We start from the raw sequence: 26,217 nt of genomic DNA on the forward strand, positions 1-26,217 counted from the left end.
TGCCTGAAGAGCGATAACCTTTACCCCAGGAGACGCTCATGAAGTATCACCAGTTTCTCGCCGCCAGCCTCGTCGCTGCCGCACTCGTCCACACCCCGGCGCAGGCCGAACGCAGCGAAGTCAGCATCGAAGTCGCATTCAACGACCTCGACCTGCGCGATCCCGACCAGGTCGAAGTCCTGCGCGAGCGCGTTGCCGATGCCGCCGAAGCCGCCTGCACCCACCCCGACGCGCTGTCGGTCAACGCCTTCTCCTATGATCGTCGCTGCAAGGCCTCGCTGGTCGCATCGGCGCGCAAGATGATCACGCTGAAGACCTCGGCAAAGCTGGCGCAGGCCCGCTAAGCCGCTCTCTTGTAAGCGCGACTGCAGGATATTCCGGTGCCGCCACGACCTCGGTCTTGGCGGCACCGTTCGTTTTGAGACGGGACGGCAGAGGCGCGAAAGCTTGGTTGCGCAAATCGCAACATCTTTCAAAGTTTTCTCACTTTCGTTCGCTGACGAGTAAGATTATTACACGCCTCACAGCCGGACGGTGAACCCTGACACTCCCGTCCCGGACGATTTACAGAAGCGACGGCCCCCCAAGCAGCCGCGTTTCTGGCCTTCCTCGCCACGGCGGCCGGCCACCGGCCCTCCGCACCGGCGAGGCGATATGGCAGCGAGTAGAGACGCGGCCGCCGACATTCCTCTCCCTCCCCCAAGAAGTCGGCGCCGCGTCTCGAAGCGCTGCGCCGCCGCTCAGTCGGGCAGGCCGCGACGGCCAGCCTCTTCGCGCAGATCGGTCTTGAGCAGCTTGCCGATATGGCTGCGCGGCATGTCCGCGATTCTGTGGAGCTGCGCCAGCCGCTGGGTTTTGCCGAGCCGCGCATTGACCGCTTCGCGAATCGCTTCGCAATCGCGCGCATCCTCCGCCAGCGTCACGAACCCGACCGGGGTTTCGCCCCAGCGCGCGCTGGGCACGCCGATCACCGCGGCCTCGACCACATCGGCTTCCTTGGACAATTCATCCTCGAGATCGACCGGGAAGATATTGAACCCGCCCGAGATGATCATGTCCTTCGCGCGGCCGACCAGTTCGACGAAGCCGTCGGCATCGACGCGCCCGATATCGCCCATGCGCTGCCAGACCTCGCCCGTTTCCGGGTCGGTCCAGTAGCCCTCGCGCGTCTTGTCGGGCTGGTTCTTGTACCCCGCCATCATCGTCTGGCTGCGCCCGACCAGATTGCCCGGCGTACCCGGCGCGACCGGCTGATCCGCATCGTCGAGCACCTTGAGTTCGCTGCCCGGCGCCGGACGGCCCACCGTGTGCAGCTTGTCGGGAAACTTGTGCGCTTCGAGCAGGCAGACAACCCCGCCCTCGGTCATCGAATAGATCTCGATCAGCGCACCCGGCATGCGCGCCAGCACCTCGCGCTTCAATTCCGCCGGGAAAGGCGCCGAAGTGCAGTATTTGAGCTGCATGGCGGACAGGTCGAATTCGTCGAAGCGCGGCTCTTCCATCAACCGCCGGTACTGGACCGGGACCAGCATGGTCGCGGTGGTCCGGTCCGCCTGCGCATATTCGAGCCAGCGCAGGGCATCGAACTTGCGCATCACGCGCACCGTCCCGCCCGCCAGCAGTGGCGGCAGGAACGCAACCATGGTGGTATTCGAATAGAGCGGCGTCGAGGCGAGCGTACGGACGGGCAGGCCGCCCTCCAGCCAGCTCGATGCCGTGCTGGCAAATTGCCGCCAGCGCATCTGGTGCGAATGGACGATGCCCTTGGGGACGCCGGTCGTGCCCGAAGAATAGATGATGTTGAAGGGATCGCACGGCTGCGGCTGGAATTCGGGCGCCTGCGCGCCTGCGGGCGCCATCCACTCAGCGAGCTGCTCGTCGAGCACGATCCGCGTCATGCTCGGGAAGCAATCCTCGCCCAGTTCCGCCAGCTTTGCGCGGTCGATGAAGATATGCTGCGCGCCCGAATCGCGCGCCATGCCTGCCAATTGGTCGGGACTGGCACTGGTGGTCAGCGGCGCGGCCACCCCGCCCGCGCGCACCGCGGCGAGGAACACCAGCGCATAGGGGATCGAGGAATAGCCGAGGATCGCCACCGCCTGCCCCCGCTCCAGCCCGTCTGCGACGAGCCGCGCGGCGATCCGCTCGACCCGGTCGCCAAGCGCGGCCCAGCTCAGCTCGCCCTCGTCGTCGCGCATCGCGATCTGGCTGTCCAGCGCGGCGGCATTGGCGGCGATGATGTGCGGAAAGCTGCCGAAAGTTTCGGCCAGCGCTGCTCTTTGTGTCTCTCCCATGCGGCGCACCCTATCGCGGCGCGCGGCGCTGTCTAGCTGCCAGCGAGGCTGCTTAGCGAAAAGGCGAGAATGACGCCCAGCGCGGTGGCAACCCCCGCCCAGTGGCGATCCTCGCGGAACGCCTGCGGGAAGACTTCGGTCGCCAGGCTCGCGACCACTGCGCCGGCGGCAAAGCAGCGGATGACTGCCAGCGTGCCTTCGCCGACCCCGGCCAGCGCGAGATTGCCGATAATTGCGGCGAGCGCGAGCAACGCTGCGGTGCCGATCCACAGCAGCATCACGGTGCCTTTGGAGCGCCCATCGGCGGTCATGGCGCGCGCGCCGCCCGCGGCTTCGGGCAGGTTGGACAGCAGGATCGATCCCGCAAGCGCGGCAACTTCCATCCCGCCTGCACCGATCAGCGCGACACCCAGCGCAAGATTCTCGGGGATCCCGTCGAGCGTGATCGCCGCCAGCAGGCCGCCGCCGCTATTCGAACCCCATTTTTCGTCGATCAGATAGTCCGCCACGGCAAAGACGATCGCCCCGGCCCCCACGCCGAGCATCGCGTGGAACACGCTGCTCTTGGCGATCGAGGGTTCGATCAATTCGCTCGTCACCGACAGCAGCAGCGCGCCGCCGGCCAGCGCGACGAGGAACCCTTCGACGCGGGTGGGGAGCTTGCCGTATATGCCCCATGCCGCCCCGGCGACCAAAGCGCCCGAAACCACCAGCACCACGACGAGCAGCATCAGCATTCGATCACATTGACCGCGAGCCCGCCCTGGCTCGTTTCCTTGTATTTCGAGGACATGTCGAGACCGGTCTGGCGCATCGTTTCGATCACCTGGTCGAGGCTGACACAGGTCTCCGCCTCGGTCCGGTGCAGTGCGAGCCGTGCGGCATTGACCGCCTTGACCGCGCCGATCGCATTGCGCTCGATACAGGGCACCTGGACCAGCCCGCCGACCGGATCGCAGGTCAGGCCAAGATTATGCTCCATCCCGATCTCCGCCGCACAGGCGACTTGCGCGGGCGAGGCCCCCCACAGCGCCGCCAGCCCCCCGGCAGCCATCGAACAGGCCACGCCCACTTCGCCCTGGCAGCCCATTTCGGCGCCCGAAATGCTCGCGCGCTGCTTGTAGAGCAGCCCGATCGCGCCGGCGGTCAGCAGGAAGGTACGGCGGCTGTCGCGGCATGGGCCGTCACCCGTGGTCGTGCAGTAGAAGCGGATGACCGCGGGGATGATCCCCGCAGCGCCATTGGTCGGCGCGGTGACGACGCGGCCCCCGGCGGCGTTCTCCTCGTTGACGGCCATGGCGTAGCAATTGAGCCAGTCGAACAATTGCTCGCGCTCGTTCGATTGCGGGTTGGCGGACAGCTTGTCCCACAGGTCGGGCGCGCGCCGCGCCACCTTGAGCCCGCCGGGCAGGATACCGCGCTGGTGCAGGCCGCGATCGATGCACTGGTCCATCGCGGCGGCGACCCGGTCGATCCCCTCGAGCGTTTGCTCGCGCGGGCGGAAAGCGTCTTCATTGGCGAGGATCAGCTCGGCGATCGGCAGGCCGGTCTGCGCGCAGGCGGCCAGCAATTCCTCGGCCGAACCGAAATCATGCGGCACCCGCGTGCCCGTATTGATCCGGTCGTCCTTGGGCTTGCGCTGCAATTGCGCTTCGGAGGCGACGAAACCGCCACCGGTCGAATAATAGGTCCGCTGGGACAACCGCTCCCCGGCCGCATCGAAGGCCGCCAGCTTCATCCCGTTGGGATGCAGGTCGGGAATGATATCCCCGGCAAGATCGATATCGGCCGCCGGGTCGAAAGCGATCTCGCGTTTGCCCCCCAGCACCAGCCGCCGATCCTCGCGCACCCGCTTGAGCGCGGCCGCGGCGTCGTCGGGACAGGTCGTGTCGGGCGCGAAGCCGATCAGGCCGAGAATGCTCGCATCGAGCGTGCCATGTCCGACGCCGGTCAGCGCGAGCGAACCCTGCAATTCCACCGTGACACGCGCCGTCCTGTCGAGCTTGCCCGACTTGGCCAGCGCCCGCACGAAGGTGCGCGCGATCCGCATCGGCCCGACCGTGTGCGAGGAGGAAGGACCGATCCCGATCCGGAAGATGTCGAGCACCGATAGCATGGCCGCGAGATGCGCCTTCGCCGCTTCGAAATCAACCGGTTGCAGTCGAAACCGGGGCAGCGGCAATCTGTGGGTAAAATCGCCCGCGAAACTTTGGAAATCCGCCTTCGAACGCCTATATGCTCACTATGGACGAAACCCCTGAAAACACGGGCGCCGAAGCGCCGAAGAAACCCGGTTATGGCGCAGATTCGATCAAGGTCCTCAAGGGCCTCGACGCGGTCCGCAAGCGGCCCGGCATGTATATTGGCGATACCGATGACGGATCGGGCCTCCACCACATGGTGTTCGAGGTCTCGGACAACGCCATCGACGAAGCGCTGGCGGGGCATTGCGACCTCGTCCTGATCGAGCTCAATGCCGATGGCTCGGTCTCGGTCGAAGACAATGGCCGCGGCATCCCGGTCGACATGCACAAGGGCGAAGGCGTCTCCGCGGCCGAGGTCATCATGACCCAGCTTCACGCGGGCGGTAAGTTCGAAAACACCAGCGACGACAATGCCTACAAGGTGTCGGGCGGCCTCCACGGCGTGGGCGTGTCGGTGGTCAACGCGCTGTCCGAATGGCTCGAACTGACGATCTGGCGCGACGGCAAGGAACACTGGATGCGCTTCGAGCATGGCGATGCGGTCGCAAGCCTGCGCGTCGTGGGCGATGCCCCGCGGGTCGAACAGAACCCCGACGAGGACGGCTTCAAGAAGGGCACGCGCGTCACCTTCAAGGCGTCCGAAAATACCTTCAAGAACGTGATCGAATTCGACTTCGAAAAGCTCGAGCACCGCTACCGCGAGCTCGCCTTTCTCAATTCGGGCGTGCGGATCCTGCTGCGCGACAAGCGCCACGAGGAAGCGCAGGAACACGACCTGTTCTACGAAGGCGGGATTGCCGCCTTCGTCAAATATCTCGACCGCAACAAGCAGCCGCTGGTCGCCGAACCGATCGCGGTGAGCGCGGAAAAGGACGGCATCGGCATCGACGTTTCGCTCGAGTGGAACGACAGCTATTACGAAAACGTCCTCACCTTCACCAACAACATCCCGCAGCGCGATGGCGGCACCCACCTCGCCGCGTTCCGCACCGCACTGACGCGCACGCTGAACAATTACGCCAGCGCCAGCGGGATGCTGAAGAAGGAGAAGGTCTCGCTGTCGGGCGAGGACATGCGCGAAGGCCTGACCGCGATCGTTTCGGTCAAGCTGCCCGATCCCAAGTTCTCCTCGCAGACCAAGGACAAGCTGGTCAGTTCCGAAGTGCGTTCGCCGCTCGAAAGCCTGATGGGCGAGAAGATGAGCGAATGGCTGGAGGAAAACCCCGCCGAAGCCAAGGCGATCATCCAGAAGGTGATCGACGCCGCCGCCGCCCGCGAAGCGGCCCGCCGCGCGCGCGAAATGAGCCGCAAGGGCGCGATGAGCATCGCCTCGTTGCCGGGCAAGCTGGCCGACTGCCAGGACCGCAACCCCGCGAACTGCGAACTCTTCCTGGTCGAGGGCGATTCGGCAGGGGGCAGCGCCAAGCAGGGCCGTGACCGTAAGACGCAGGCGATCCTGCCGCTCAAGGGCAAGATCCTCAATGTCGAGCGCGCGCGCTTCGACCGGATCATTTCCTCAAAGGAAGTGGGCACGCTGATCCAGGCGATGGGCACCGGGCTGCGCGACGAATTCGATCTCGAGAAGCTGCGCTATCACAAGATCGTGATCATGACCGACGCCGACGTCGACGGCGCGCATATCCGCACGCTGCTGCTGACCTTCTTCCACCGGCAGATGCCCGAGATCGTCAAGGCCGGGCACCTCTTCATCGCGCAGCCGCCGCTGTACAAGGTCGCCCGCGGCAAGAGCGAAGTCTATCTCAAGGACCAGGCCGCCTATGATCGCTATCTGATCGCGCAGGGCCTCGACGGGCGCATGCTCGAATCGCAGAGCGGATCGACCCACGCCGGCGGCGAACTCGAAGCGCTGGTCGACCATGGTTTGCGGATGCGCAATATGCTCGGCTTCGTCCCGCGCAAGTACAAGACCGACCTGATCGAGGCGATGGCGCTGGCGGGCGCATTCGAACCTGATGGCGACCGCCGCTCGGCGCTCGACCGCGCCGCCGCCCATCTGCAGATGGGCGATCCCGAAGCGCGCTGGAGCGCCGACATCGGCGAAGACGGCAAGGTCCGTCTCAACCGCATCTGGCGCGGAGTGACCGACGTCCACGAGATCGACCCGGCCTTCCTCGACAGCGCCGAAGCGCGCAAGCTCCACCGCATCGCGCAGGATTTCGCCGACGTCTACACTTCGCCCGTGCGGCTCGTCCGCAGCGGTGCCGCGGAGCCGGCGGAAGAGGTCGACAGCAGCGATGTCGAGGAGGACGCACCGATCCTTGCCGATGATGCGATCACCCTGCCCACCCAGCTGCTCGAGACGGTCATGGCGGCCGGCCGCAAGGGCCAGAAGATCCAGCGCTACAAGGGTTTGGGCGAAATGAACGCCGAGCAATTGTGGGAAACCACGCTCGATCCGGACAATCGCGCGCTGCTGCAGGTCAAGGTCGAGGATGCCGACGTCACCGACGAGATTTTCACCCGCCTGATGGGCGATGTGGTCGAACCGCGCCGCGAGTTCATCCAGAACAACGCGCTCAACGTGGCCAATCTGGACGTCTGACGCGGTGGGCGGGGGGCAGTCGACATCGGCGACCGAGCGGGGCGGTTTCCTGCTCTTTCTCGGTTTGGTCTCGCTTGCGCTGCTGGCGGTGGTTCTGCCATTCCTCACCCCGATGCTGTGGGCGGCGCTGGCGGCCATCATGTTCCAGCCGCTTTACCGCTGGTTCCTCGTGCGGCGGCCCGACAAAGAAACGCAGGCGGCATTGGCCAGCCTCGTGGTGATCCTGTTCGCGGTGGTGCTTCCGGCGCTGTGGATTGGCAGTGCGGTGGTCGAGGAGGCGGCCGGCCTCTATGTCGCCTTCCGCGAAGGCAATATCGACGTATCGATGTATTTCGCACAGATATTCGCCGCACTCCCGACCAATATCCAGGCTTCGCTCGACAGCGCAGGCTTTGGCGATTTCGGCGAGGTACAGGCTCGCGCGACCGCGTTTGTGCAGGCGAGTCTCGGCCTGATCGCGACCCAGGCGATCGCCTTGGGCGGAAGCGTGTTCGGGTTCGTCCTGTCCTTCGCAATCGCGCTGTATGTCGGCTTTTTCCTGCTGCGCGACGGACGCGCAATCGGCCGGGCGATCATCGCCGCGCTGCCGATGGAGCGGCAGGTCGCCAACCGGCTGGCCGAACGCTTCCTCACCATCGTGCGCGCGACGATCAAGGGATCGGTCGTGGTCGGGCTGGTGCAGGGCGCGCTGGGGGCGCTGACCTTCTGGATCGTCGGCCTTCCCTCGGTGCTGCTGCTCGGCGTGATCATGGCGATCGCCTCGCTGCTTCCCGCGCTCGGCCCGGCGATCGTCTGGGTGCCCGCCGCGATCTACCTGCTCGCCACCGGCGCGCTGTGGGAAGGCGTGGTGGTGATTATCTCGGGTGTCGCGCTGATCGGGATGGCGGACAATGTCCTGCGCCCGATCCTGGTCGGCCGCGATACCGGTATTCCCGACTGGCTGATCCTCGTGACGACGCTTGGCGGCATCGCGCTCATGGGGCTGTCGGGGATCGTGGTCGGCCCGCTGGTCTGCGGCCTGTTCCTCGCCGCCTGGGGCATTTTCGCCGAACAGCGCGAACCCCCAGTCGCCCCGACGGAGCCGAACGAAGCGGCTTGATTACGCCGCGCGGATGTCGTTCGTTCCGCGCGCGCCGCCATCCTTTGCATCGAGACCACCGAAGATCGCGCCCACGATCAGGGCCAGCTTCTCTTCGGTCAGCCGGTCGTCGATCATGGCGATCATGTAGGGCTGCAGATAGCAATTCACCATCTGGTTGATGATCGACATCGCGGTGTCGACCTCTAGCCCCTCGAGGTAACCGTCGGCCTGCGCTTCGGCGATCAGTTCGCACAGGTAGTGGTCGCCGAGATCGATATAGCTGCGGGCGTAGTCGAAATAGCGTTCGCCCATCTCGACATAGAGGTTGAAGGTTGCGGGATCGTCGCGGAAGTTCTGCCGCAGCAGGATGAACCGGCGCGCGAAGAATTCGTACATCTTGCGCGGGGGCGGCAAGTCGGAGGCCATCACCTCGTCCATCACCCGCAGCTTGGGCGCGAACCATTCGGCGGTAATCGCCTCGAACAGATCGCCATCCCCGGGAAAGACCGAATCGACCCGCGCCCGCGCAACGCCGAGTTCGGCGGCCAGCCGCGCCCGAGATACTTCCTCGCCGGTGCGCTCCATCAACGCCATCGCCTCGCGCGCGAAGCGGCTGCGCAGTTCGTCGATTTCGTTCTCGCTCACGCTTGCGCGCGCTCCCCTCTCGTCCTGCGCCGCAAATAGGGGCGCAAGGGCGCGGGTTAAACCCCCTGCGGGATCAGCCCGAGGATTTCTTGGGCGGGAGCGGGAAGAAGGCAGAGGTTCGCGCCTTGTAATCGTCATAGCCGGGACGCGAGCTTTTCATGCCGCGTTCGAGCAGCGGACCCCCCGACCATCTGGTCAGCGTGAAGGTCAGGAACAGCGGCCCGATCACCGTGGCGGCGGCGACCCACCAGCCGGCCGATGCGGCAGCGATCCAGATGCCCCACCAGACGCAGGCGTCGCCGAAGTAATTGGGGTGGCGCGTATAGCGCCACAGGCCGCGGTCCATCACCTTGCCTGCATTCGCGGGATTGGCCTTGAACCGGGCGAGCTGCCAGTCGCCGACCCATTCGAAGAGGATGCCCACCGTCCACAGCGCCAAGCCGATCAGTGCCAGCCCGCTGATCGGCACCATCCAATTGGCCTCGAGAATGCCGTATTGCGCGGGGCTCGAAACGATGAACAGCAGCACCGACTGACCCAGAAACACCTTGGTCAGGGCGGCCAGCGCGAAACGCCCCTTCGCGCGGTCCTTCGCGAGGATGCGCGCGTAACGCTTGTCCTCGCCCTCGCGCCGCCAGCGTAGCATCAGATGGAGGCACAGCCGCAGGCCCCAGATCACCGCCATCGCCATCAGCAACGTGGCCAGCGGGCCGGGTTCGTACAGCCGCAGCCAGCTGACGAATGCCATCAAGGCCATGCCGCCGCCCCAATAGGCATCGACAAAGCTGACATCGTCGATCTGCACCGCGACCACCCATAGGATGATCGCCATACCGAGCAGGATCGCCGCATTGGCCAGCAGTGCTTCGACGATCATGTCCCATTCTCCTCGATCAGTTGCAGCGCCTGGCGTTCGAGCACCTTGAAGCGCTCGAACTCGGGCAGCTTGCCGCGCATGAAACGCGCGATTTCCAGCAGTGTCTCACCATAATTCGCACTCGGAATGATCGCCGGTCCGAAGCCGACGATCCGGCGCGTGTTGCACACCCAGGCGGGAACAATCGGCACATTGGCGGCGCGGGCGATATTGTAGAACCCCGATTTCCATTCGCCTCTGGAACTGCGCGTGCCCTCCGCCGCGATCACCAGCGCGAGCCGGTCCCGGCGCGCAAATTCGTCCGCGACCTGCTCGACCACATTGGCGCGCTGCGTCCGGTCGATCGGAATGCCGCCCATATCGAGCATGAAATTGCGCATTACGCCCTTGAACAGCGTGTGCTTGCCCATGAAGGCGGGTTCGATCCCCTCTGCGGCGGTGGCGCCGGTAAAGAAAACGAAATCCCAATTGGACGTATGCGGAGCGCCAGCGATAACGAATTTGGGGATGTCCGGCAGATGCCCGTCGAGCGTCCATCCGCGCCAGCGATAGATCGCCAGAATGATCCGCCGCACGATACGCGACAGGATCGAACGCTTGCGGCGCGGCCTGGCTAACGACACTTCACTCTCCCCGGTGATCCGACCTAGCAGCTACGCGAGGGAAAGCGATAGGGATGCAGCGGTTTTCCCGCCGATTACATGCGGAACACACCGAATTGCGGATGCTCGGGGATTGGCGCTTCGAGCGTCGCGGCCAGCGCCAGCCCGAGCACGTCGCGCGTCTGCACCGGGTCGATCACGCCGTCGTCCCATAGCCGTGCGGTGGCGTAATAGGGATTGCCTTCATCCTCGTATTTCTGGCGGATCGGGGCCTTGAATTCCTCGGCCTGTTCCGCCGTCCAGCTATCGGCGTCGCGGTGAACGGTGGCGAGCACCGAGGCGGCCTGTTCGCCGCCCATCACCGAGATGCGCGCATTGGGCCAGGTGAACAGGAAGCGCGGGGAATAGGCGCGGCCGCACATGCCGTAATTGCCCGCGCCGAAGCTGCCGCCGATGACTACGGTGAGCTTGGGCACACTGGCAGTGGCGACCGCGGTGACGAGCTTGGCGCCATGCTTGGCGATGCCTTCGGCCTCGTATTTGCCCCCGACCATAAAGCCCGAGATGTTCTGCAGGAAGAGCAGCGGGATACCGCGCTGGCATGCGAGTTCGATGAAATGCGCGCCCTTCTGCGCGCTTTCGGAGAACAGCACGCCGTTGTTGGCGAGGATCGCCACCGGCATGCCCCAGATATGCGCGAACCCGCACACCAGCGTGCTGCCGTAATGCTGCTTGAACTCGTGGAACTCGCTGCCGTCGACCAGCCGCGCGATGACCTCGTGCACGTCATAAGGCGCGCGGACATCGTCAGGCACCAGCGCATAGAGGTCCTCGGCATCGAATTTCGGCGCGCGCGGATCCTGTGTCGTGATGGCCCGTGCGGCGGCGTGATTGTCGCCCAGATGGCTGACGATATCGCGCACGATGGTCAGCGCGTGTTCGTCATTTTCGGCCAAATGATCGACCACGCCCGACTTGCGCGCATGGAGGTCGCCGCCGCCGAGGTCCTCGGCGCTGATTTCCTCGCCCGTCGCGGCCTTCACCAGCGGCGGACCGGCAAGGAAGATCGTGCCCTGTTCGCGCACGATCACCGTCTCGTCGGACATCGCCGGGACATAGGCCCCGCCCGCGGTGCAGCTGCCCATCACGCAGGCGATCTGCGGAATGCCCAGCGCGGACATGTTCGCCTGGTTGAAGAAGATGCGCCCGAAATGGTCCCGGTCGGGGAAGACCTCCGCCTGGTGCGGCAGGTTCGCCCCGCCGCTGTCGACGAGATAGATACACGGCAGGCGGTTCTCTTGCGCGATCTCCTGCGCGCGCAGGTGCTTCTTGACCGTCATCGGGTAGTAGGTGCCGCCCTTCACGGTGGCATCGTTGCACACGATCATCACCTGGCGGCCCGACACGCGCCCGATCCCGCAAATCAGCCCCGCGCCGTTGATTTCGTCTTTGCCGTACATCCCGTTCGCGGCCAGCTGCCCGATTTCGAGAAAGGGACTGCCCGGGTCGAGCAGGCGCTCCACCCGCTCGCGCGGGAGCAGCTTGCCCCGCCCGACATGCCGCTCGCGGCTGCCTTCGGACCCGCCAAGCGCAGCTGCGGCGACGGCCGAACGCAGTTCCTCGGCAAGCTCCCTATTGTGTTCGAAGCGAGCCTTCGCATCAGGTGCCTCGCGGTCGAGCGTCGAGGTAAGAACGGGTGCGGTCATTCGTCTGGCCCTAGCGCTTCTTCACAAACTCGGCACGCAGGACGAGGCCCTTGATGCCGGGATATTTGCAGTCGATTTCCTGTGGGTCGCCGGTCAGGCGGATCGATTTGATCAGCGTACCCTGCTTGAGCGTCTGGCCCGCGCCCTTGACGTCCAGATCCTTGATCAGCGTCACCTGGTCGCCGTCGGACAGCACATTGCCCACCGCATCGCGTACTTCGACGCGGTTCGCGGCAGCCTGCTTTGCCGCGAGCTCGGACGCGGGCATCCATTCGCCGCTGTCCTCGTCATAGACATAGTCTTCGTCGGCGCTCACCCCGCCGCCCCGATCAGCTCGCGGCCGATCAGCATGCGGCGGATTTCATTGGTGCCCGCGCCGATATCGAGCAGCTTGGCATCGCGCATATAGCGTTCGACCGGCCAGTCGAGCGTGTAGCCTGCCCCGCCCAGTGCCTGGACGCTTTCGGCGGCCACACGGAAGGCGCTCTCGCTCGAATAGAGGATCACGCCCGCGGCATCGAAGCGCGTCGTCTGGTCGGCATCGCAGGCCTTGGCGACCGCATAGGTATAGGCGCGGGCGGTTTGCAGCGCGACATACATATCCGCCACCTTGGCCTGCATCAGCTGAAAGCTGCCGATCGGTTTGCCGAACTGCTTGCGCTCGCGCAGGTAGGGAATGACCGTGTCGAGACAGGCCTGCATGATGCCCAGCTGGATGCCCGACAGGACCACGCGCTCGTAGTCCAGCCCGCTCATCAGCACGCCGACGCCGCCATTGAGCGGCCCCATCACGCGGTCTTCGGGCACGAAGCAATCGTCGAACACCAGTTCGGCGGTGGGCGACCCGCGCATGCCGACCTTCTCGATCTTCTGGCCGATGGAGAAACCCGCATCGTCCTTCTCGATCAGGAAGGCGGTGATCCCGCGCGAACCAGCGCTGCCGTCGGTCTTGGCATAGACCACCAGCGTATCGGCATAGGGCGCATTGGTGATCCAGAACTTTGTCCCGTTGAGAATGTAGCCGTCCACGCCGTCGCGCGAGGCGGCTTCGGCCTTCAACTTCATCGATACCACGTCCGAACCCGCCGAGACTTCGGACATGGCGAGACTGCCGACATGTTCGCCGCTGACCAGCGGGGCGAGATACTTGGCTTTCTGCGCGGCATTGCCCCAGCGGCGGATCTGGTTGACGCAGAGGTTGGAATGCGCGCCGTAGCTGAGGCCGAGCGAGGCCGAGGCCCGGCTGACTTCCTCGACCGCGATGACGTGTTCGAGATAGCCGAGACCGAGCCCGCCATCTTCTTCGCTCACAGTGATGCCGTGCAGGCCCAGCTCGCCCATCTGCTCCCACAGCTCGGCGCGAGGGAAATAATCCTCGCGGTCGATCTTCTCGGCCAGCGGGGCGATCTGTTCATCGGCGAAGCGGGCTACGCTGTCGCGGATCATCTCGGCGCTTTCGCCAAGCTGGAAATCGAAATCGGGGGTCGCGCGCATGCTCTCTCCTTGGGGGCTCGCGAAAATTCGGCTGCGGGCGGGCCGATAGCCGAGCACGCAGCACGGGGCAAACCGAATAGGCTGGCTTTACCCTCTGTCACTGGTAAATACTTTACGCGATAGTCGCTTGCATCTAGGCGCTTGGGTCTGCCTATGTACCGTAAAGACAACATCCTGTGGCCCGAGGGAGAGCCCCCCTCGGATGCCTATTGCGACGAGGACCGGCGTCTCGCGATCCTGACCGCGCACGGCACCCAAGCCATGCTCGACGATCCCGAACTGCAGGAAGTCGTCGATCTCGCCGCCAAGATCTGCGGCACACCGATGGCGATGGTCACCATGGTCGAGGAGGGGCGCCAGCTGTTCCTGACCCGGGTCGGGATCGACGCTCGCGAAACGCCGCGCCCAACCAGTTTCTGTGCGCATGCCATGCTCGGCACCGAGCCGATGGTGGTCACCGATGCACGCGAGGACGAACGCTTCGCCGACAACCCGTTGGTGACGGGTGAACCGCACATCCGCTTCTATGCCGGCCATCCGCTGGTGTCTGTCGAAGGCGCTCCGCTGGGTGCGCTCTGTGTCATCGATACCGTGCCGCGCCCGGACGGGCTGACCGCGCTCCAGCGCGAAACCCTGGGTGTGCTGGGCAAGGCGGTCATGCGCCGCATCTCGCAGCGGCGCATGGGCGAGACCGCGCAGGCCGCGGTCGCAGTCCGCGAAAGCTACCTCCAGCGGATGATCGACAGCGTCCCGGGGATCGCCTGGTCCGCCGATGCCGCGGGCAATTTCGATTACGTCAACGCACAATGGGACGAAATGACCGGCCGGGCGCAGCCCAGGACGCTGGCGGACTGGCGCGCGACGATTCACCCGGAAGACTGGGACACTGCCTCGGGCGCGTTCCGTGCCTCGCTCGATAGCGGCAAGCCCTTCGAATTCGAATGGCGGTTGAAGCTGTCCGATGGCAATTATCGCTGGATGCTCGCCCGCGCGGTCCAGACGCCGGTTGGCGGGGGCCAGAACCGCTGGTTCGGCACGGTCATCGATGTCGATCGCCAGCGGCGCCTGTCCGAAGCGCGTGACCTGCTTGCCAACGAGCTGTCGCACCGGATCAAGAACATCTTCGCGGTGGTGTCGGGGCTGGTCGCGATCCGGTCGCGCGGGAAGCCCGAAATCGCCGAGTTTGCCACCGAGCTGAACGACACCATCCGCGCGCTGGGCGCAGCGCATGATTACGTGCGGCCCGGTCACGGGCACCAGGGCGGTACGCTGTCGGGCCTGCTCGCCGACTTGCTGGCCCCTTACGGCACTGCGGAAGACAAGCGCTTCAGCGTGACGGGTCCGGGGATCGTGGTCGGTGCGCGTGCCGCGACCCCACTGGCGCTCATTTTCCACGAGCTGGCGACCAATTCGGCCAAATATGGCGCGCTGTCGCGTGTCGACGGGCATGTGACCGTCACCGTCGAGGATGAATGCGAGGGCGAGGACGACAGCAAGGTCTGCGTATTGTGGGAAGAAAGCGTGCGCAGCGCCAGCGCACCCGAAGACAGCGCGCATGAGGGTTTCGGCTCGCGCCTCCTGCGGATGGCGGTCGAAGGCCAGCTGGGCGGTTCATTCGAGCGCACGTTTTCGGACGACGGGCTCGATATCCGGATCGTCTTTCCGCGCAGTTCGATCGAAACCTGATCCCCCGCCCGCCTTGCACGCTTGGCGTGGCTGTGCTTTCCCGCCCGCCATGCGAAGTCTGACAATCCTTGCGCTGGGAATGGCGCTCCCCGCCTGCACCCCCGCCAGTGACGAAGGCGACAGCTCCGCGCTTACGCCGCAGCAGGTCGTATCGCCATCGGGCGAGCCGGCCCCCGAAGTCTTCGTTGCCACCGCCTGGCGCGCGGTGGCCGCAGACGGAGCGCGCTACACCACCTATCTCGATGCCGACGGGACCTATCGCGACCTGCGCAACGGCGATCCGTGGCAGACCGGCAGCTGGACCTACAGCGTGGTCGAGCGCGACAAGCGCCTGTGTTTCATGCCTGCGCCCGACAGCGGGATCGAGCGGTGCTGGGAGCCCGGCCGGATGTCCGGCGGGAAGATGAAAGCGACGAATGACGACGGGGTCTCGATCGAGCTCGAACGCGTCGATTACCGGCCTCCCGCAGATGCTGGTTCGGACGCGGGCGTAGACGCAAACGCGGACGACGCACCCGCGTGACCGATACGCCCGTCCCGCTGCTCGAATTCCGCGACCTCAGGAAGAGCTACGAGGCGACCGAAGCGGTTGCCGGCGTTTCGCTCACGATCCCGCAGGGCGAATTCGTCGCGCTGGTCGGCGCCTCGGGCTCGGGCAAATCGACGCTGCTCAAGACCGTCAACCGGCTGGTCGAGCCAACATCGGGCCAGGTGCGGTTCGAAGACGACAATGTCGAAAGCCTGCCGCTGGCCGCGCTGCGCCACAAGATCGGCTATGTCTTCCAGTCGGTCGGGCTGTTCCCGCATATGACCGTGGGCGAAAATGTTGCGATCGGCCCGCGCCTCGTCGGGGAGCGGCTTTCCGCAGAGCGGATCGGCGAATTGCTCGAACTGGTCGATCTCGAGCCCGACATGGCCGCCCGGCTGCCCGACGAATTGTCGGGCGGGCAACGCCAGCGGGTCGGCGTGGCGCGCGCGCTGGCGAACGAGCCGCAGCTGCTGCTGATGGACGAACCCTTCGGCGCGCTCGACCCGATTACGCGCGACGCGCTGGGCGACCGGGTCCGCGCGCTGCATGCCGAATTCGGCCTGACCACCGTGATGGTGACGCATGACATGGCCGAAGCCCTGCTGCTCGCGGACCGCGTGCTGGTGATGGATGCGGGGACGGTCGTGGCCGATGAAACCCCGCATTCGCTGCTCGCCGGGGCCGGCGGCGAGATCGCCCAGGGCCTTGTCGCAGTCCCGCGCGCGCAGGCCGACCGGCTGGCGGAGCTGGCAAGATGAGCGAAATCTGGACCACACTGCTCGGGCTGGGCGACAAGCTTGCCGCGCATGTGCTGCTTTCCGCTGCCGCGATTGGGCTGGGAATCGCCGTGGCCCTGCCGCTGGCGATCTGGGCCAGCCGCTCGCCGGGCGTGGCGCGCGCCACGCTGGGCTTTGCCAGCCTGGTGCAGACGATCCCCGCGCTGGCGCTGCTCGCGCTGTTCTTCCCCATATTGCTGTCGCTGCGCGCCGTGTTCGGCGAAGGCCTGCCCACGCTGGGCTTCCTGCCTGCATTGCTGGCGCTGGCGCTGTATGCGCTGCTGCCGATCCTGCGCAATGCGGTGACCGCGCAGGTCAATCTCGACCCGGGCGTGATCGAGGCCGCGCACGGCGTCGGCATGAATTTCTGGCAGCGCCTGCGGCTGGTCGAAGCGCCGCTCACCGCGCCTTACATCATGGCCGGCATCCGTACCGCATCGGTGTGGACCATCGGTGCCGCCACACTCGCCACCACCATCGGACAGCCGAGCCTGGGCGATCCGATCTTCGCCGGACTGCAGACGCAGAACTGGGTGCTGGTGCTGGCGGGGTGCATTGCCAGCGCCGGGCTGGCGCTGGTCGCCGATGCGCTGCTGGGCCTGATCGAGAAAGGGCTCGCCGCACGCCGCCGGATGCTTACGTTCGGCGGGCTGGCGGCGGTCCTGCTGGGCATTCTTGGCGCGCTTACCGTCCAGTTCGGCGACCGGGGGGGCGACCGCATCGTCATCGGGGCCAAGGGCTTTTCCGAGCAATACATCCTCGCCCGCCTGATCGGGCAACGGCTCCAGGCGGAGGGCTTCTCGGTCGAATACCGTGACGGCCTGGGTTCGGCGGTTGCGCACCAGGCGGTATCGACCGGCGCGATCGACGTGCTGGTCGATTACACCGGCACCATCTGGACCAACCAGATGGAACGCAGCGACAATCCCGACCGCGAAACCATGCTTGCCGAGATTGCCGCGTGGGAAACCCGCACCAGCGGTACGCATGTGCTGGGCCGCCTGGGTTTCGAAAACGCCTACGGCCTCGCCATGCCGCGCGCAGCGGCCGAGGCGGGCGGCTTTGCCAGTATCGGCGATCTTGCGGGACGCGCGCAGGGCATGACCATCGGCGGCGATCCCGAATTCTTCGAACGGCCCGAATGGATCGCGGTGCGCGAGGCCTATGGCCTGCGCTTCGCCGCACGGCGCAATTTCTCGCCCACCTTCATGTACAATGCGCTCACCTCGGGCGAGGCCGACGTGATCGGTGCCTACACCTCCGACGGGCGGATCGCGGCGGATGACCTCGTGATCCTCGACGACCCGGAAGATGCCTTCCCCAATTACGACGCGATCATCCTCCTCGCCCCCGCAACCGGGGCCGACGACGCACTTGTCGCCGCGCTGGAACCACTGGTTGGTGCGATCAACGTGGAAGCGATGCGCGAAGCCAATTATTCGGTCGATCGCGACGAAGACAAGCTGTCGTTCGGGGAGGCCGCGCGCCGCCTCGCCGAACGGATCGGCGGGTAAGGCTAGCGTGCGCGCTGCCAGACCTGCGTCTGGCAGAAGGGGCCGATGCAGCCCTTGACCTCGAGCCGGTCGGGACCGCGGCGGCGCACTATCGAACGATAGGTCTTGCCGTTGTTCGGATCGTAGATCTCGCCGCGCCACGAATCCTCGTCTTCGGTGAAGCCGGTGAGGATCGCCATGCCGAGCAGCTTGCGGCTGCGCTTGGCGGCATCGCGGTTGTTGACGTCGCGCTGGTCGGCGCCCTGCGGCGGGGTGACGAGGAATTTGGCGATCCGCCCGCAGATACTGCGTCCGCAATCGCTTATCTGCACGATGGCGTCCTTTTCCGCGGTCACCCAGCGGCCTTCGATCGGTTCGGCGGCGGCCAGCGGCGTGGCGGCCAGCACAAGCGCGGCAACAGCAAGCAGGTGTTTCATGACGGGGGCGTCCTCCGCTGGCCTTCGGGAAAGCCCGCCCCGCGCGGCCAGTCGCGGGCGGACAGGGCCATGCATTTGAACAATTCGCCCATGGCCTGCGGCTGAACCAGCCGATCGTGCGCGGCCTGGATCTCTTGCGAACGCTCGGGCGCGGCGGTCGCCAATCCCTGCGCGCGCAGGCCGATTCCCATCGCGGAGAGCCAGGCGCCCTGCGTGGTTAGCGAGCTCGCCACGCCTTCGCGCCGCGCGATCGTGTCGAGCGTCGCGAAATCGACATGCGCGGTGATATCCATCTCGCCGGGCGCGGCGAACACATCGACCTTCTCATGCGCCAGTACCGCCTGCAGCGTCGAGCCACGGCGCGGGGCCACATGGCCATAATCGATGAACAGCGCCGCGCCGCCCTGCACATCGAGCCGCTGCGCGAGCGATTGGACCAGCGCGGCGGCGGCGGGGCAGGTTTCGATCACGGTTTCGGCAGCCGCGGCGCGCTGCGCTTCGGGCACGACCTCGTCCATCGGGCTGGGCCCGGCGACGAAAGCGAAGCGATCCTCCTCCAGTCCCACCATGCGCTCGCGCCACCCCTGTGCGGTCATCACCAGCTGGCGGACCGGCAGCGCGTCGAGAAATTCATTGGCGAGCAGCAGGATCGGGCGATCGTCGGGCAGGCTGTCGAGCGAATCGTGGAACTGCGCGCCGGCGAGCGCGGTACCCTGCACCGCGCGCAGCGCTTCGGACCCTTCGACGAGGTGCACGTCGGGGCGCAGTCCCTGGCTGGCCATTGCGCGCAGCGCATCCTTCGCCAGCGTCCCGCGTCCCGGGCCGAGCTCGACATAGATCGCATCCGCCGGACGTCCCGCCCGCGCCCAGATATCCGCCAGCCACAGCCCCGCCATTTCGCCGAACATCTGGCTGATCTCGGGCGCGGTGGTGAAATCGCCCGCCGCGCCGAGCGGGTCGCGGCTGGTGTAATAGCGCGCATTGCTCTCGCCCATATAGCGCGCCACGGGCATTGGCCCGTGCTGGGCGATCAGGCGGCGGAAGACCGCCGCCAGCGCGGGCTCGGGCGCGCCGGCTTCGCTCATGCCTGCTGCGGTGCGGATGCCTTGGCGCTACCGATTGCGGGGCGCAGCAATGCATAAACGAGCACTGCCAGCCCGACGCCGATCATCGGCAGACTCAGCCATTGGCCGCGCGACAGGCCGGTTTCGACCACTACATGCGCCAGATGCGCATCGGGTTCGCGGAAAAACTCCATCAGGAACCGGCCCAGCCCCATGCCGATGGTGAAGATGCCGACGAGAAAGCCCGGGCGATAGCGCGCTGGCGTCTTCCAGAACATGGCCAGCAGCAGCAACCCGAGCAGCAGGCCTTCGAACCCGGCCTGGTAGAGCTGGCTGGGATGGCGCGGCAGCTGGTCCGGATCGGTCGGGAAGATCATCGCCAGCGGGAAGCCGCCTTCGACCGGGCGTCCGTAAAGCTCGCCATTGACGAAATTCGCCAGCCGCCCGAGCATATAGGCGAGCGGGACATTGACCGCGATGTAATCGGTGATGCGCAGCCAGTTGAGACCGCCGCGCCAGGCGACCCAGGTGATCGCGATCAATACGCCGATGACCCCGCCGTGGAAGCTCATCCCGCCTTCCCACAGCTTGAACACATCGGCGCTGGCGAACAGCTCGGGCTTGTAGAAGGCCGCATAGCCGAGTCGCCCGCCGAGGATGACCCCGAGTGTGCAATAGAAGAACAGATCGTCCGCATGGCGCTGCGCCATCGGCGCGCCGGGGGCCTTGATCATCTTCGACAGGTGCCAATAGCCCAGCAGGATGCCCAGCAGGTAGGCGAGCGAGTAGAAGCGCAGCTGGAATCCGCCGATCTCGAAGAGATAGGGCCGTAGCCCCAGATTCTCCCAGTAGATCGGCTCTGCCGCGCCCGATGCAGCCAGTAGTGACAGCAAGTGGTTATCCCCTTAGAGGTGTGCCCAAGGCCGCGTCCGGCGACCCATCGGGGGCGGCTTTTGGCATAGCAGGGGATTTGGGGAAAGCCTGCGTCGAGCCGCAGTTCATGCGCGAGCCTCGAGCACGAGGCCGCGTGCCGATTTGGAGAGGACACGAAACAACCCATGCCGACACAACTCGACAAGGATATCGACCGGATCACCAGGGCAGTGACCGAACCCGGCCAGATGTTCGAGCTGACCGAAGTCACCCGCCGCGGCGTCACCATGCCCGCGTTCAAGAATGCGCCGCCCAGCGTGGCGCATTATTTCGCGCATTTCTGCAACGAGAAGAAGGACGAGCTGTTCATCGTCGATGGCGAAATGCGGCTGACCTTCGGCGAAGTGTGGGGCGCGGCCTCGCATGTCGCGCACAGCCTCGCGACCGAGCACGGGATCGCCAAGGGCGACCGGGTCGGCATTGCCGCGCGCAATTCGGCCAACTGGATCATCGCCTATATGGGCATCCTGATGGCGGGCGGCTGCGCCACGCTGCTCAACGGCTGGTGGACCGGCGAGGAACTGGCCTACGGAATCGATTTGTGCGAGTGCAAGCTGGTGCTCGCCGATGCACAGCGCGCCGAGCGGCTCGATGGGGTCAAACACGGTGCCAAGGTCGTCGTGTTCGGCCACGGCGTTCCGTCCGAAGGACTCGCCCCCATCTGGGCGGCTGGGAATACCGCGATAGCCATGCTCGGCCAGCTCGGTCCCGACGATCTTGCCACCATCCTCTATACCTCCGGATCGACTGGCCACCCCAAGGGCGCCTACTCGGATCATCTCGGCGTCGTGTCGGGCACGATGAACTACGTCTGCCAGACGGCGATGATGCTCCAGCTGCTGACCGAGAACGACGCCGCGCCGACCGTCCAGCCGAGCGCGCTGGTGGCGGTGCCGCTGTTCCATGTGACCGGCGAGGTGCCGCTCATGCTGCAAAGCTTCGCCATGGGGCGCAAGCTGGTGCTGATGCCCAAGTGGGATGCGACCAATGCGCTCGAACTGCTCGAGAAGGAACAGATCACCTATTTCGTCGGCGTTCCGCTGATGAGCTATGAGATCGCGGTCCATCCCGAGCGCGAGAAATACGATCTGTCGCAGTGCAAGACCTTTGCCGGTGGCGGCGCGGCCCGCCCGATCGAACACGTCAAGAAGATCAAGGATGCGTTCAAGGACGGCTTCCCCGCGCTGGGCTATGGCCTGACCGAAACCAATGGTGTCGGCGCGGGCAATTTGAACGAGAACTATCTCGCCAAGCCCAACAGCACCGGCATGCCCTCGCGGCCGCTGGTCGACATGGCCATTCTCGACGATGACGGCAAGCCGCTTGAGCAGGGCAAGATCGGCGAGGTTTCGATCCGCTCGGTGTGCAACTTCCTCGGCTATTGGAAGAACGAGGACGCGACCAAGGCGGCCTATTCGGACGATGCCTATTTCCGCACCGGCGATCTCGGCTATCTCGACGAGGACAATTACCTGTTCATCGTCGACCGCAAGAAGGACATCATCATCCGCGGCGGCGAGAACATCAGCTGCATCGAGGTCGAAGAAGCGATCTACGCGCATCCCAAGGTTGCCGAATGCTCGGTCTTCGGCCTGCCCGACGAACGCTTCGGCGAAATTCCGGCGGCGGTCTATTACCCGCATCCGGGGCAGAGCCTGTCGGTCGAGGAACTGCAGGAGTTCCTGCGCGAACATATCGCCGCCTTCAAGGTCCCCTCGGTCATGTGGCAGAGCGAGGAACAGCTTCCCCGCCTCGGCACGCAGAAGGTCGACAAGCGCACCGTCAAGGCGACCTACGCCAAGGAGCACCTGGCCGCTTGAGCGTGACCCGTGTCCCCCGCCAGCGTGCCATCATCGACCGGCGGCAGCTCGCCTCCGGGATCGAGGCGCTGGTCGGGGAGCACGGCGACAAGGCCCGCCCGCATGTGGTGGCGCTGCTCAAGGCCGCCCTCGACCAGGGCCGCGCCGAGCTTGAGCGGCGGCTCGAGGAAAAGCCTTCGGCGGGGCATGAGAATGCGGGCGGCTTCGCCTTCCTGATCGACCAGCTGATCCGGGTGATCCACGATCACGCGACGACCCATCTCTATTCCAGCGCCAATCGCTCGCAGGCCGAACGGCTCGCGGTGATGGCGGTGGGCGGCTATGGCCGCGCGGAGATGTCGCCGCATTCGGATGTCGACATCGCTTTCCTCGTTGGCGGCAAGAAAACCGCCTGGTGCGAGCAGGTGGTCGAGGCGATGCTCTACCTGATGTGGGATCTCGGGCTGAAGGTCGGCCATTCGACGCGCACGCTCGACGAGGCGATGCGTCTGTCGAAGAACGACCTGACCATCCGCACCGCATTGCTCGAAGGGCGCTATGTCTGGGGCGACCAGGAGCTTTACGACGAGGGCTCGCGCCGCTTCACGACCGAAGTCGTGCGCGGCAACGAACGCGCCTTCGTCACCGAGAAACTGGCCGAGCGCAATGCGCGCCACAAGCGCATGGGCGACAGCCGCTATGTCGTCGAACCCAATGTGAAGGACGGCAAGGGGGGCCTGCGCGACCTGCATACGCTCTACTGGATCGGCAAGTTCATCCACCGCGTCCGCGCCGCCGCCGAACTGGTCGATGTCGGCCTGTTTACCCCGGCCGAATACCGCAGCTTCCGCCGCGCGGAAAACTTCCTGCTCGCAGTGCGCAGCCACATGCATGTGCTGACCGGGCGCGCCGAGGACCGGCTGACCTTCGACCTCCAGCGCCGCATTGCCGAACGGATGAATTTCGCCGAACGGCCGGGCAAGAGCTCGGTCGAACGTTTCATGCAATTCTATTTCCTGCAGGCCAAGCGGGTCGGCTCGCTGACCGGCATTTTCCTCGCGCATATCGACGAGCAGTTCGAGGCCAAAACCGCGCGGCGCGGGTTCTTCGCCGGGTGGAAGCAGAAGGCGCGTATCCTCAAGGGATACCGGGTCTATGGCGGAAAGATCGCTGCCCCGACGGACGAATGGTTCAAACAGGATCCGGTGCGGCTGATCGAAATTTTCCAGCTGGCCGAGGCCGAAGAGCTCGAAATCCACCCCGAAACCATGCGCCAGGCCAATCGCGACAGCGGGCTGATCGACCACAAGATTCGCGAGGATGCCCGCGCCAATGCGCTGTTCCTCGACCTGCTGTGCGGCCGTAACGATCCCGAAATGGTCTTGCGCTGGATGAACGAGGCCAACGTCTTCGGGAAATTCGTGCCCGATTTCGGCAAGGTCAACGCACAGATGCAGTTCGACATGTACCACCATTATACGGTGGACGAGCACACCATCCGCGCGATCGGCCTGCTCAACCAGATCGAGAAGGGCGAACTGGCGGGCGACCATCCGCGCGCGACGCGGCTGATCCACAAGGTGGGATCGCGCCGCACCGCCTATGTCGCCGCACTGCTGCACGATATCGCCAAGGGCCGCGGGGGCGACCATTCGGTGCTCGGCGCCGAAGTAGCCGAGGACCTGTGCCCGCGCTTCGGCCTGACCGAAAGCGAAACCGAGATGGTCGCGTGGCTGGTGCGCAACCATTTGCTGATGAGCCACACCGCGCAAAAACGCGACCTGACCGATCCCAAGACGATCGAGGATTTCGTCGGGCATGTGCAGAGCCACGAGCGGCTGCGCCATCTCGCCATCCTCACCGCGGTCGATATCCGCGCGGTCGGTCCCGGCACGTGGAACAGCTGGAAGGGGCAATTGCTGGGCGAGCTTTACGACGTCTCCAGCGAACGCCTGCGGCTGGGGCATATGCGTCATGGCCGCGACCAGAAAGTCGCGCACAAACAGGCCGAAGTGGTCGATTTGCTGGGTGAACGGTCCGGGCTGGTCGAGGATCTCGCCGAGACCGTGGGCGATGCCTATTGGATCGCCGAGCCGACCGATATCATCGCGCTCAACCTGGTGCATTATGCCGCGGCGCGCGCGGCGGAGCACGAACTGTCGATCCATTGCGAATATTACGAGGCGCGCGGGGCCACGCTGGTCACGGTGATCGCCGCCGACCATCCGGGTCTGTTCTATCGCATTGCGGGCGGCATCCACCTCGCTGGCGGAAACATCATCGATGCGCGCATCCACACCACGCGCATGGGCTGGGCGCTGGACAATTTCCTCGTCCAGGACCCGCATGGCGAACCCTTCGCCGAAGCGGGCCAGCTCGACCGCCTGAAGAAAAGCATTGCCGATGCGCTGGCGCACCGGGTCGATCTTGCCCCGCGTCTCGCGCAGCGACCGCTGCCGCACAGCCGCGCGCGCGCCTTCGACGTCGCCCCGCGCGTCCTGTTCGACAACAAGGCGTCGAACAAGTTCACCGTCATCGAAGTCAATGCGCGCGACCGCTCGGCGCTGCTCAACCGCCTGGCGCGCGCGTTATTCGAAAGCCGGCTGGTGGTGCATTCGGCGCATATCACCAATTATGGCGAACGCGCGGCGGACACCTTCTACGTGACCGACCTCACGGGCGGAAAGCTTGAACCGGGCGAGCGGATGAACCGTATCGAAGCGCGGCTGATGGAAGCCGCCAGCGATGCCACGCAGGACCGCCTCGAGAACGCGTGATGGGGCAGGCCGTACCCGGCTGGCCCGTCAGTCCTGCGGGGGACGCGCGCCGAACAGCGCGGTGCCCACACGCACATGCGTCGCGCCCAGCTTGATCGCGGTCTCGTAGTCTCCGCTCATGCCCATGCTGCGGCCTTCAAGGCCGTGGTCGCGCGCGAGCTTGTCGAGGAAGGCGAAGAACGGCGCGGGCTCGATATCGGCGGGCGGCAGGCACATCAGCCCCGCGATCGGGATATCGGCCGAGCGCGCCTGATCGAGCAGTGCGGGCAACTCGGCCACCGGGCAGCCGCCCTTTTGCTGTTCTTCGCCCAGATCGACCTGCACGAAGCAGGGCACGCGCTTGTCCGCCTTGTCCATCGCCTTGCCCAGCGCCTTGACGAGACTGGGCCGGTCGAGCGAGTGGATGACGTCGAACAGCGCGACGGCATCGTCGGCCTTGTTCGACTGCAACTGGCCGATGAGGTGCAACTGGACCGCGGGATGCGCCTCGCGCAGCGCGGGCCACTTGCCCTGCGCTTCCTGCACGCGGTTCTCGCCAAAATGACGCTGGCCTTCACGCAGCAGCGGTTCGATCGCTGCGGCCGGATGCATCTTGCTGACGGCAATCAGCGTCACCTCGCCCGGCTCGCGGCGGGCGATCTGGCAGGCCTGCGCGATAGTGGCCTGGACGTGTTGAAGCGGGGTCTCTGCCTTTTCCATCGCGCCGCGCTATAGCGACAATATGCGCGATAAACAGTCCCTCCCGCTGATCTGGTTGCTAAGCGATGCCCGCAACGACGCGCGGCTGGAAGACGTGCTCGCAGCGCTCCCGCAAGGTTCCGGCTTCGTCTTTCGCCACTACCACCTGGGCCCCGTCGCACGGCGCGCGCGCTTCGACACCCTCGCCGCCGTGGCGCGGGCATACGGGCATGTGGTCGTGCTCGCGGATACGCAGGAGTGGGGCGCCGATGGGCACTACGGCACGCCCGACAGGCTCGGCAAAGGTCTGCGGCTCGCCAACGCGCATGACGAGCGGGAAATGCAGGCCGCCGTGGCGGCGCAGGCCGACGGCATCTTCCTCTCGCCGGTCTTCCCGACCGCCTCGCACCCCGGCGCCGCCACGCTGGGCATTGCCGGGTTTCACGCATTGGCAGACAGATCTCCCGTCCCCGTCATCGCGCTCGGCGGCATGACCCACGAGCGCGCGCGCGAACTCGACTGGCCACGCTGGGGCGCGATCGACGGACTCGGTTCGACGAAGGCCGCTTGACGGCGGAG

23 protein-coding genes are annotated in these 26,217 nt (G+C 65.7%); 10 read left to right on the forward strand and 13 right to left on the reverse strand.

Annotation, left to right across the window (positions count from 1 at the left end; genetic code table 11):
- The first annotated feature begins 38 nt into the window (after positions 1 to 38).
- The gene (locus VWN43_RS13225) at positions 39 to 344 is read left to right on the forward strand and encodes a UrcA family protein (RefSeq protein WP_253521556.1); all 306 of its coding nucleotides are present in this window, start codon (positions 39 to 41) and stop codon (positions 342 to 344) included.
- A gap of 396 nt (positions 345 to 740) precedes the next feature.
- Here VWN43_RS13225 and VWN43_RS13230 read toward each other — a convergent pair whose 3' ends face one another.
- From VWN43_RS13230 to VWN43_RS13240, 3 genes are read right to left on the reverse strand one after another with little or no spacing between them, the layout of a single operon-like run.
- A complete protein-coding gene (locus VWN43_RS13230) occupies positions 741 to 2,294 on the reverse strand; it encodes a class I adenylate-forming enzyme family protein (RefSeq protein WP_320181441.1) in 1,554 nt (517 codons plus the stop codon).
- A gap of 32 nt (positions 2,295 to 2,326) precedes the next feature.
- Positions 2,327 to 3,031: a ZIP family metal transporter gene (locus VWN43_RS13235; RefSeq protein WP_320181440.1), complete on the reverse strand. Its 705-nt coding sequence runs from the start codon at positions 3,029 to 3,031 to the stop codon at positions 2,327 to 2,329.
- Entirely contained in the window at positions 3,025 to 4,410 is a 1,386-nt protein-coding gene (locus tag VWN43_RS13240) for an L-serine ammonia-lyase (RefSeq protein WP_320181439.1), read from the reverse strand. Before VWN43_RS13240 ends, VWN43_RS13235 begins: the two co-directional genes overlap by 7 nt.
- Positions 4,411 to 4,538: 128 nt before the next feature.
- Between VWN43_RS13240 and gyrB the strand changes: the two genes are divergently transcribed.
- A complete protein-coding gene (gene gyrB, locus VWN43_RS13245; RefSeq protein ID WP_320181438.1) occupies positions 4,539 to 7,061 on the forward strand; it encodes a DNA topoisomerase (ATP-hydrolyzing) subunit B in 2,523 nt (840 codons plus the stop codon).
- Positions 7,062 to 7,065: 4 nt separating this feature from the next.
- The gene (locus VWN43_RS13250; protein ID WP_320181437.1) at positions 7,066 to 8,160 is read left to right on the forward strand and encodes an AI-2E family transporter; all 1,095 of its coding nucleotides are present in this window, start codon (positions 7,066 to 7,068) and stop codon (positions 8,158 to 8,160) included.
- Here the strand turns inward: VWN43_RS13250 and VWN43_RS13255 are convergent, their stop codons facing one another.
- The 6 genes from VWN43_RS13255 to VWN43_RS13280 all read right to left on the reverse strand — a co-directional run bounded on the left by VWN43_RS13255 (position 8,161) and on the right by VWN43_RS13280 (position 13,466).
- The gene (locus VWN43_RS13255) at positions 8,161 to 8,787 is read right to left on the reverse strand and encodes a hypothetical protein (RefSeq protein ID WP_320181436.1); all 627 of its coding nucleotides are present in this window, start codon (positions 8,785 to 8,787) and stop codon (positions 8,161 to 8,163) included.
- A gap of 73 nt (positions 8,788 to 8,860) precedes the next feature.
- The gene (locus VWN43_RS13260; RefSeq protein ID WP_320181435.1) at positions 8,861 to 9,664 is read right to left on the reverse strand and encodes a DUF1295 domain-containing protein; all 804 of its coding nucleotides are present in this window, start codon (positions 9,662 to 9,664) and stop codon (positions 8,861 to 8,863) included.
- On the reverse strand, positions 9,661 to 10,287 hold the full coding sequence (locus VWN43_RS13265) for a 1-acyl-sn-glycerol-3-phosphate acyltransferase (RefSeq protein WP_320181434.1): 627 nt from the start codon (positions 10,285 to 10,287) through the stop codon (positions 9,661 to 9,663). Before VWN43_RS13265 ends, VWN43_RS13260 begins: the two co-directional genes overlap by 4 nt.
- 74 nt (positions 10,288 to 10,361) lie before the next feature.
- Positions 10,362 to 11,972, reverse strand: coding sequence for a carboxyl transferase domain-containing protein (locus VWN43_RS13270; protein ID WP_320181433.1), 1,611 nt, complete (start codon positions 11,970 to 11,972; stop codon positions 10,362 to 10,364).
- Between the two features lie 10 nt (positions 11,973 to 11,982).
- Positions 11,983 to 12,288 (reverse strand): alkylphosphonate utilization protein, encoded by a 306-nt coding sequence (locus tag VWN43_RS13275; protein ID WP_320181432.1) that lies wholly within the window; start codon positions 12,286 to 12,288, stop codon positions 11,983 to 11,985.
- Complete coding sequence (locus tag VWN43_RS13280) at positions 12,285 to 13,466, reverse strand: isovaleryl-CoA dehydrogenase (RefSeq protein ID WP_320181431.1); 1,182 nt, start codon at positions 13,464 to 13,466, stop codon at positions 12,285 to 12,287. The genes VWN43_RS13275 and VWN43_RS13280 overlap by 4 nt, the downstream gene beginning before the upstream one ends.
- Positions 13,467 to 13,619: 153 nt before the next feature.
- Between VWN43_RS13280 and VWN43_RS13285 the strand changes: the two genes are divergently transcribed.
- The 4 genes from VWN43_RS13285 to VWN43_RS13300 are packed head-to-tail and all read left to right on the forward strand — an operon-like array spanning position 13,620 to position 17,971.
- Positions 13,620 to 15,152, forward strand: a complete 1,533-nt coding sequence (locus VWN43_RS13285) for a sensor histidine kinase (protein ID WP_330767544.1) — start codon at positions 13,620 to 13,622, stop codon at positions 15,150 to 15,152.
- Positions 15,153 to 15,201: 49 nt separating this feature from the next.
- Positions 15,202 to 15,675, forward strand: a complete 474-nt coding sequence (locus VWN43_RS13290) for a hypothetical protein (protein ID WP_320181429.1) — start codon at positions 15,202 to 15,204, stop codon at positions 15,673 to 15,675.
- Positions 15,672 to 16,439: an ATP-binding cassette domain-containing protein gene (locus tag VWN43_RS13295; RefSeq protein ID WP_320181428.1), complete on the forward strand. Its 768-nt coding sequence runs from the start codon at positions 15,672 to 15,674 to the stop codon at positions 16,437 to 16,439. The genes VWN43_RS13290 and VWN43_RS13295 overlap by 4 nt, the downstream gene beginning before the upstream one ends.
- Complete coding sequence (locus tag VWN43_RS13300; protein ID WP_320181427.1) at positions 16,436 to 17,971, forward strand: ABC transporter permease/substrate-binding protein; 1,536 nt, start codon at positions 16,436 to 16,438, stop codon at positions 17,969 to 17,971. Before VWN43_RS13295 ends, VWN43_RS13300 begins: the two co-directional genes overlap by 4 nt.
- A gap of 2 nt (positions 17,972 to 17,973) precedes the next feature.
- Here the strand turns inward: VWN43_RS13300 and VWN43_RS13305 are convergent, their stop codons facing one another.
- The 3 genes from VWN43_RS13305 to lgt are packed head-to-tail and all read right to left on the reverse strand — an operon-like array spanning position 17,974 to position 20,344.
- On the reverse strand, positions 17,974 to 18,387 hold the full coding sequence (locus VWN43_RS13305) for a DUF2147 domain-containing protein (protein ID WP_050601660.1): 414 nt from the start codon (positions 18,385 to 18,387) through the stop codon (positions 17,974 to 17,976).
- Positions 18,384 to 19,472 carry a class I SAM-dependent methyltransferase gene (locus tag VWN43_RS13310; protein WP_320181426.1) on the reverse strand — a complete coding sequence of 363 codons (1,089 nt, stop codon included), beginning with the start codon at positions 19,470 to 19,472 and terminating at the stop codon, positions 18,384 to 18,386. The genes VWN43_RS13305 and VWN43_RS13310 overlap by 4 nt, the downstream gene beginning before the upstream one ends.
- The gene (gene lgt / locus VWN43_RS13315) at positions 19,469 to 20,344 is read right to left on the reverse strand and encodes a prolipoprotein diacylglyceryl transferase (RefSeq protein ID WP_320181425.1); all 876 of its coding nucleotides are present in this window, start codon (positions 20,342 to 20,344) and stop codon (positions 19,469 to 19,471) included. The genes VWN43_RS13310 and lgt overlap by 4 nt, the downstream gene beginning before the upstream one ends.
- Positions 20,345 to 20,509: 165 nt before the next feature.
- On the opposite strand from lgt, the gene VWN43_RS13320 reads away from it, so the two are divergent.
- Positions 20,510 to 22,204: a class I adenylate-forming enzyme family protein gene (locus tag VWN43_RS13320; protein ID WP_320181424.1), complete on the forward strand. Its 1,695-nt coding sequence runs from the start codon at positions 20,510 to 20,512 to the stop codon at positions 22,202 to 22,204.
- A complete protein-coding gene (locus VWN43_RS13325; protein ID WP_253521503.1) occupies positions 22,201 to 24,960 on the forward strand; it encodes a [protein-PII] uridylyltransferase in 2,760 nt (919 codons plus the stop codon). Before VWN43_RS13320 ends, VWN43_RS13325 begins: the two co-directional genes overlap by 4 nt.
- 27 nt (positions 24,961 to 24,987) lie before the next feature.
- Here VWN43_RS13325 and VWN43_RS13330 read toward each other — a convergent pair whose 3' ends face one another.
- Positions 24,988 to 25,659, reverse strand: coding sequence for a YggS family pyridoxal phosphate-dependent enzyme (locus VWN43_RS13330; protein ID WP_320181423.1), 672 nt, complete (start codon positions 25,657 to 25,659; stop codon positions 24,988 to 24,990).
- 22 nt (positions 25,660 to 25,681) lie between these two features.
- Here VWN43_RS13330 and VWN43_RS13335 point away from each other — a divergent pair, with 22 nt between their 5' ends.
- Entirely contained in the window at positions 25,682 to 26,209 is a 528-nt protein-coding gene (locus tag VWN43_RS13335) for a thiamine phosphate synthase (RefSeq protein WP_320181422.1), read from the forward strand.
- The last annotated feature ends 8 nt before the right edge of the window (positions 26,210 to 26,217 follow it).

It is taken from the genome of Qipengyuania sp. HL-TH1, from assembly GCF_036365825.1.
Classification (GTDB): Bacteria; Pseudomonadota; Alphaproteobacteria; order Sphingomonadales; family Sphingomonadaceae; genus Qipengyuania; species Qipengyuania profunda.

What these genes read in the sequence shown, in the direction of transcription:
- VWN43_RS13225 (WP_253521556.1), top strand. Translation starts at nt 39, where the DNA reads ATGAAGTATCACCAGTTTCTCGCCGCCAGCCTCGTCGCTGCCGCACTC.
- VWN43_RS13230 (WP_320181441.1), bottom strand. Translation starts at nt 2,294, where the DNA reads ATGGGAGAGACACAAAGAGCAGCGCTGGCCGAAACTTTCGGCAGCTTT.
- VWN43_RS13235 (WP_320181440.1), bottom strand. Translation starts at nt 3,031, where the DNA reads ATGCTGATGCTGCTCGTCGTGGTGCTGGTGGTTTCGGGCGCTTTGGTC.
- VWN43_RS13240 (WP_320181439.1), bottom strand. Translation starts at nt 4,410, where the DNA reads ATGCTATCGGTGCTCGACATCTTCCGGATCGGGATCGGTCCTTCCTCC.
- gyrB (WP_320181438.1), top strand. Translation starts at nt 4,539, where the DNA reads ATGGACGAAACCCCTGAAAACACGGGCGCCGAAGCGCCGAAGAAACCC.
- VWN43_RS13260 (WP_320181435.1), bottom strand. Translation starts at nt 9,664, where the DNA reads ATGATCGTCGAAGCACTGCTGGCCAATGCGGCGATCCTGCTCGGTATG.
- VWN43_RS13270 (WP_320181433.1), bottom strand. Translation starts at nt 11,972, where the DNA reads ATGACCGCACCCGTTCTTACCTCGACGCTCGACCGCGAGGCACCTGAT.
- VWN43_RS13280 (WP_320181431.1), bottom strand. Translation starts at nt 13,466, where the DNA reads ATGCGCGCGACCCCCGATTTCGATTTCCAGCTTGGCGAAAGCGCCGAG.
- VWN43_RS13285 (WP_330767544.1), top strand. Translation starts at nt 13,620, where the DNA reads ATGTACCGTAAAGACAACATCCTGTGGCCCGAGGGAGAGCCCCCCTCG.
- VWN43_RS13290 (WP_320181429.1), top strand. Translation starts at nt 15,202, where the DNA reads ATGCGAAGTCTGACAATCCTTGCGCTGGGAATGGCGCTCCCCGCCTGC.
- VWN43_RS13300 (WP_320181427.1), top strand. Translation starts at nt 16,436, where the DNA reads ATGAGCGAAATCTGGACCACACTGCTCGGGCTGGGCGACAAGCTTGCC.
- VWN43_RS13305 (WP_050601660.1), bottom strand. Translation starts at nt 18,387, where the DNA reads ATGAAACACCTGCTTGCTGTTGCCGCGCTTGTGCTGGCCGCCACGCCG.
- VWN43_RS13310 (WP_320181426.1), bottom strand. Translation starts at nt 19,472, where the DNA reads ATGAGCGAAGCCGGCGCGCCCGAGCCCGCGCTGGCGGCGGTCTTCCGC.
- VWN43_RS13320 (WP_320181424.1), top strand. Translation starts at nt 20,510, where the DNA reads ATGCCGACACAACTCGACAAGGATATCGACCGGATCACCAGGGCAGTG.
- VWN43_RS13330 (WP_320181423.1), bottom strand. Translation starts at nt 25,659, where the DNA reads ATGGAAAAGGCAGAGACCCCGCTTCAACACGTCCAGGCCACTATCGCG.
- VWN43_RS13335 (WP_320181422.1), top strand. Translation starts at nt 25,682, where the DNA reads ATGCGCGATAAACAGTCCCTCCCGCTGATCTGGTTGCTAAGCGATGCC.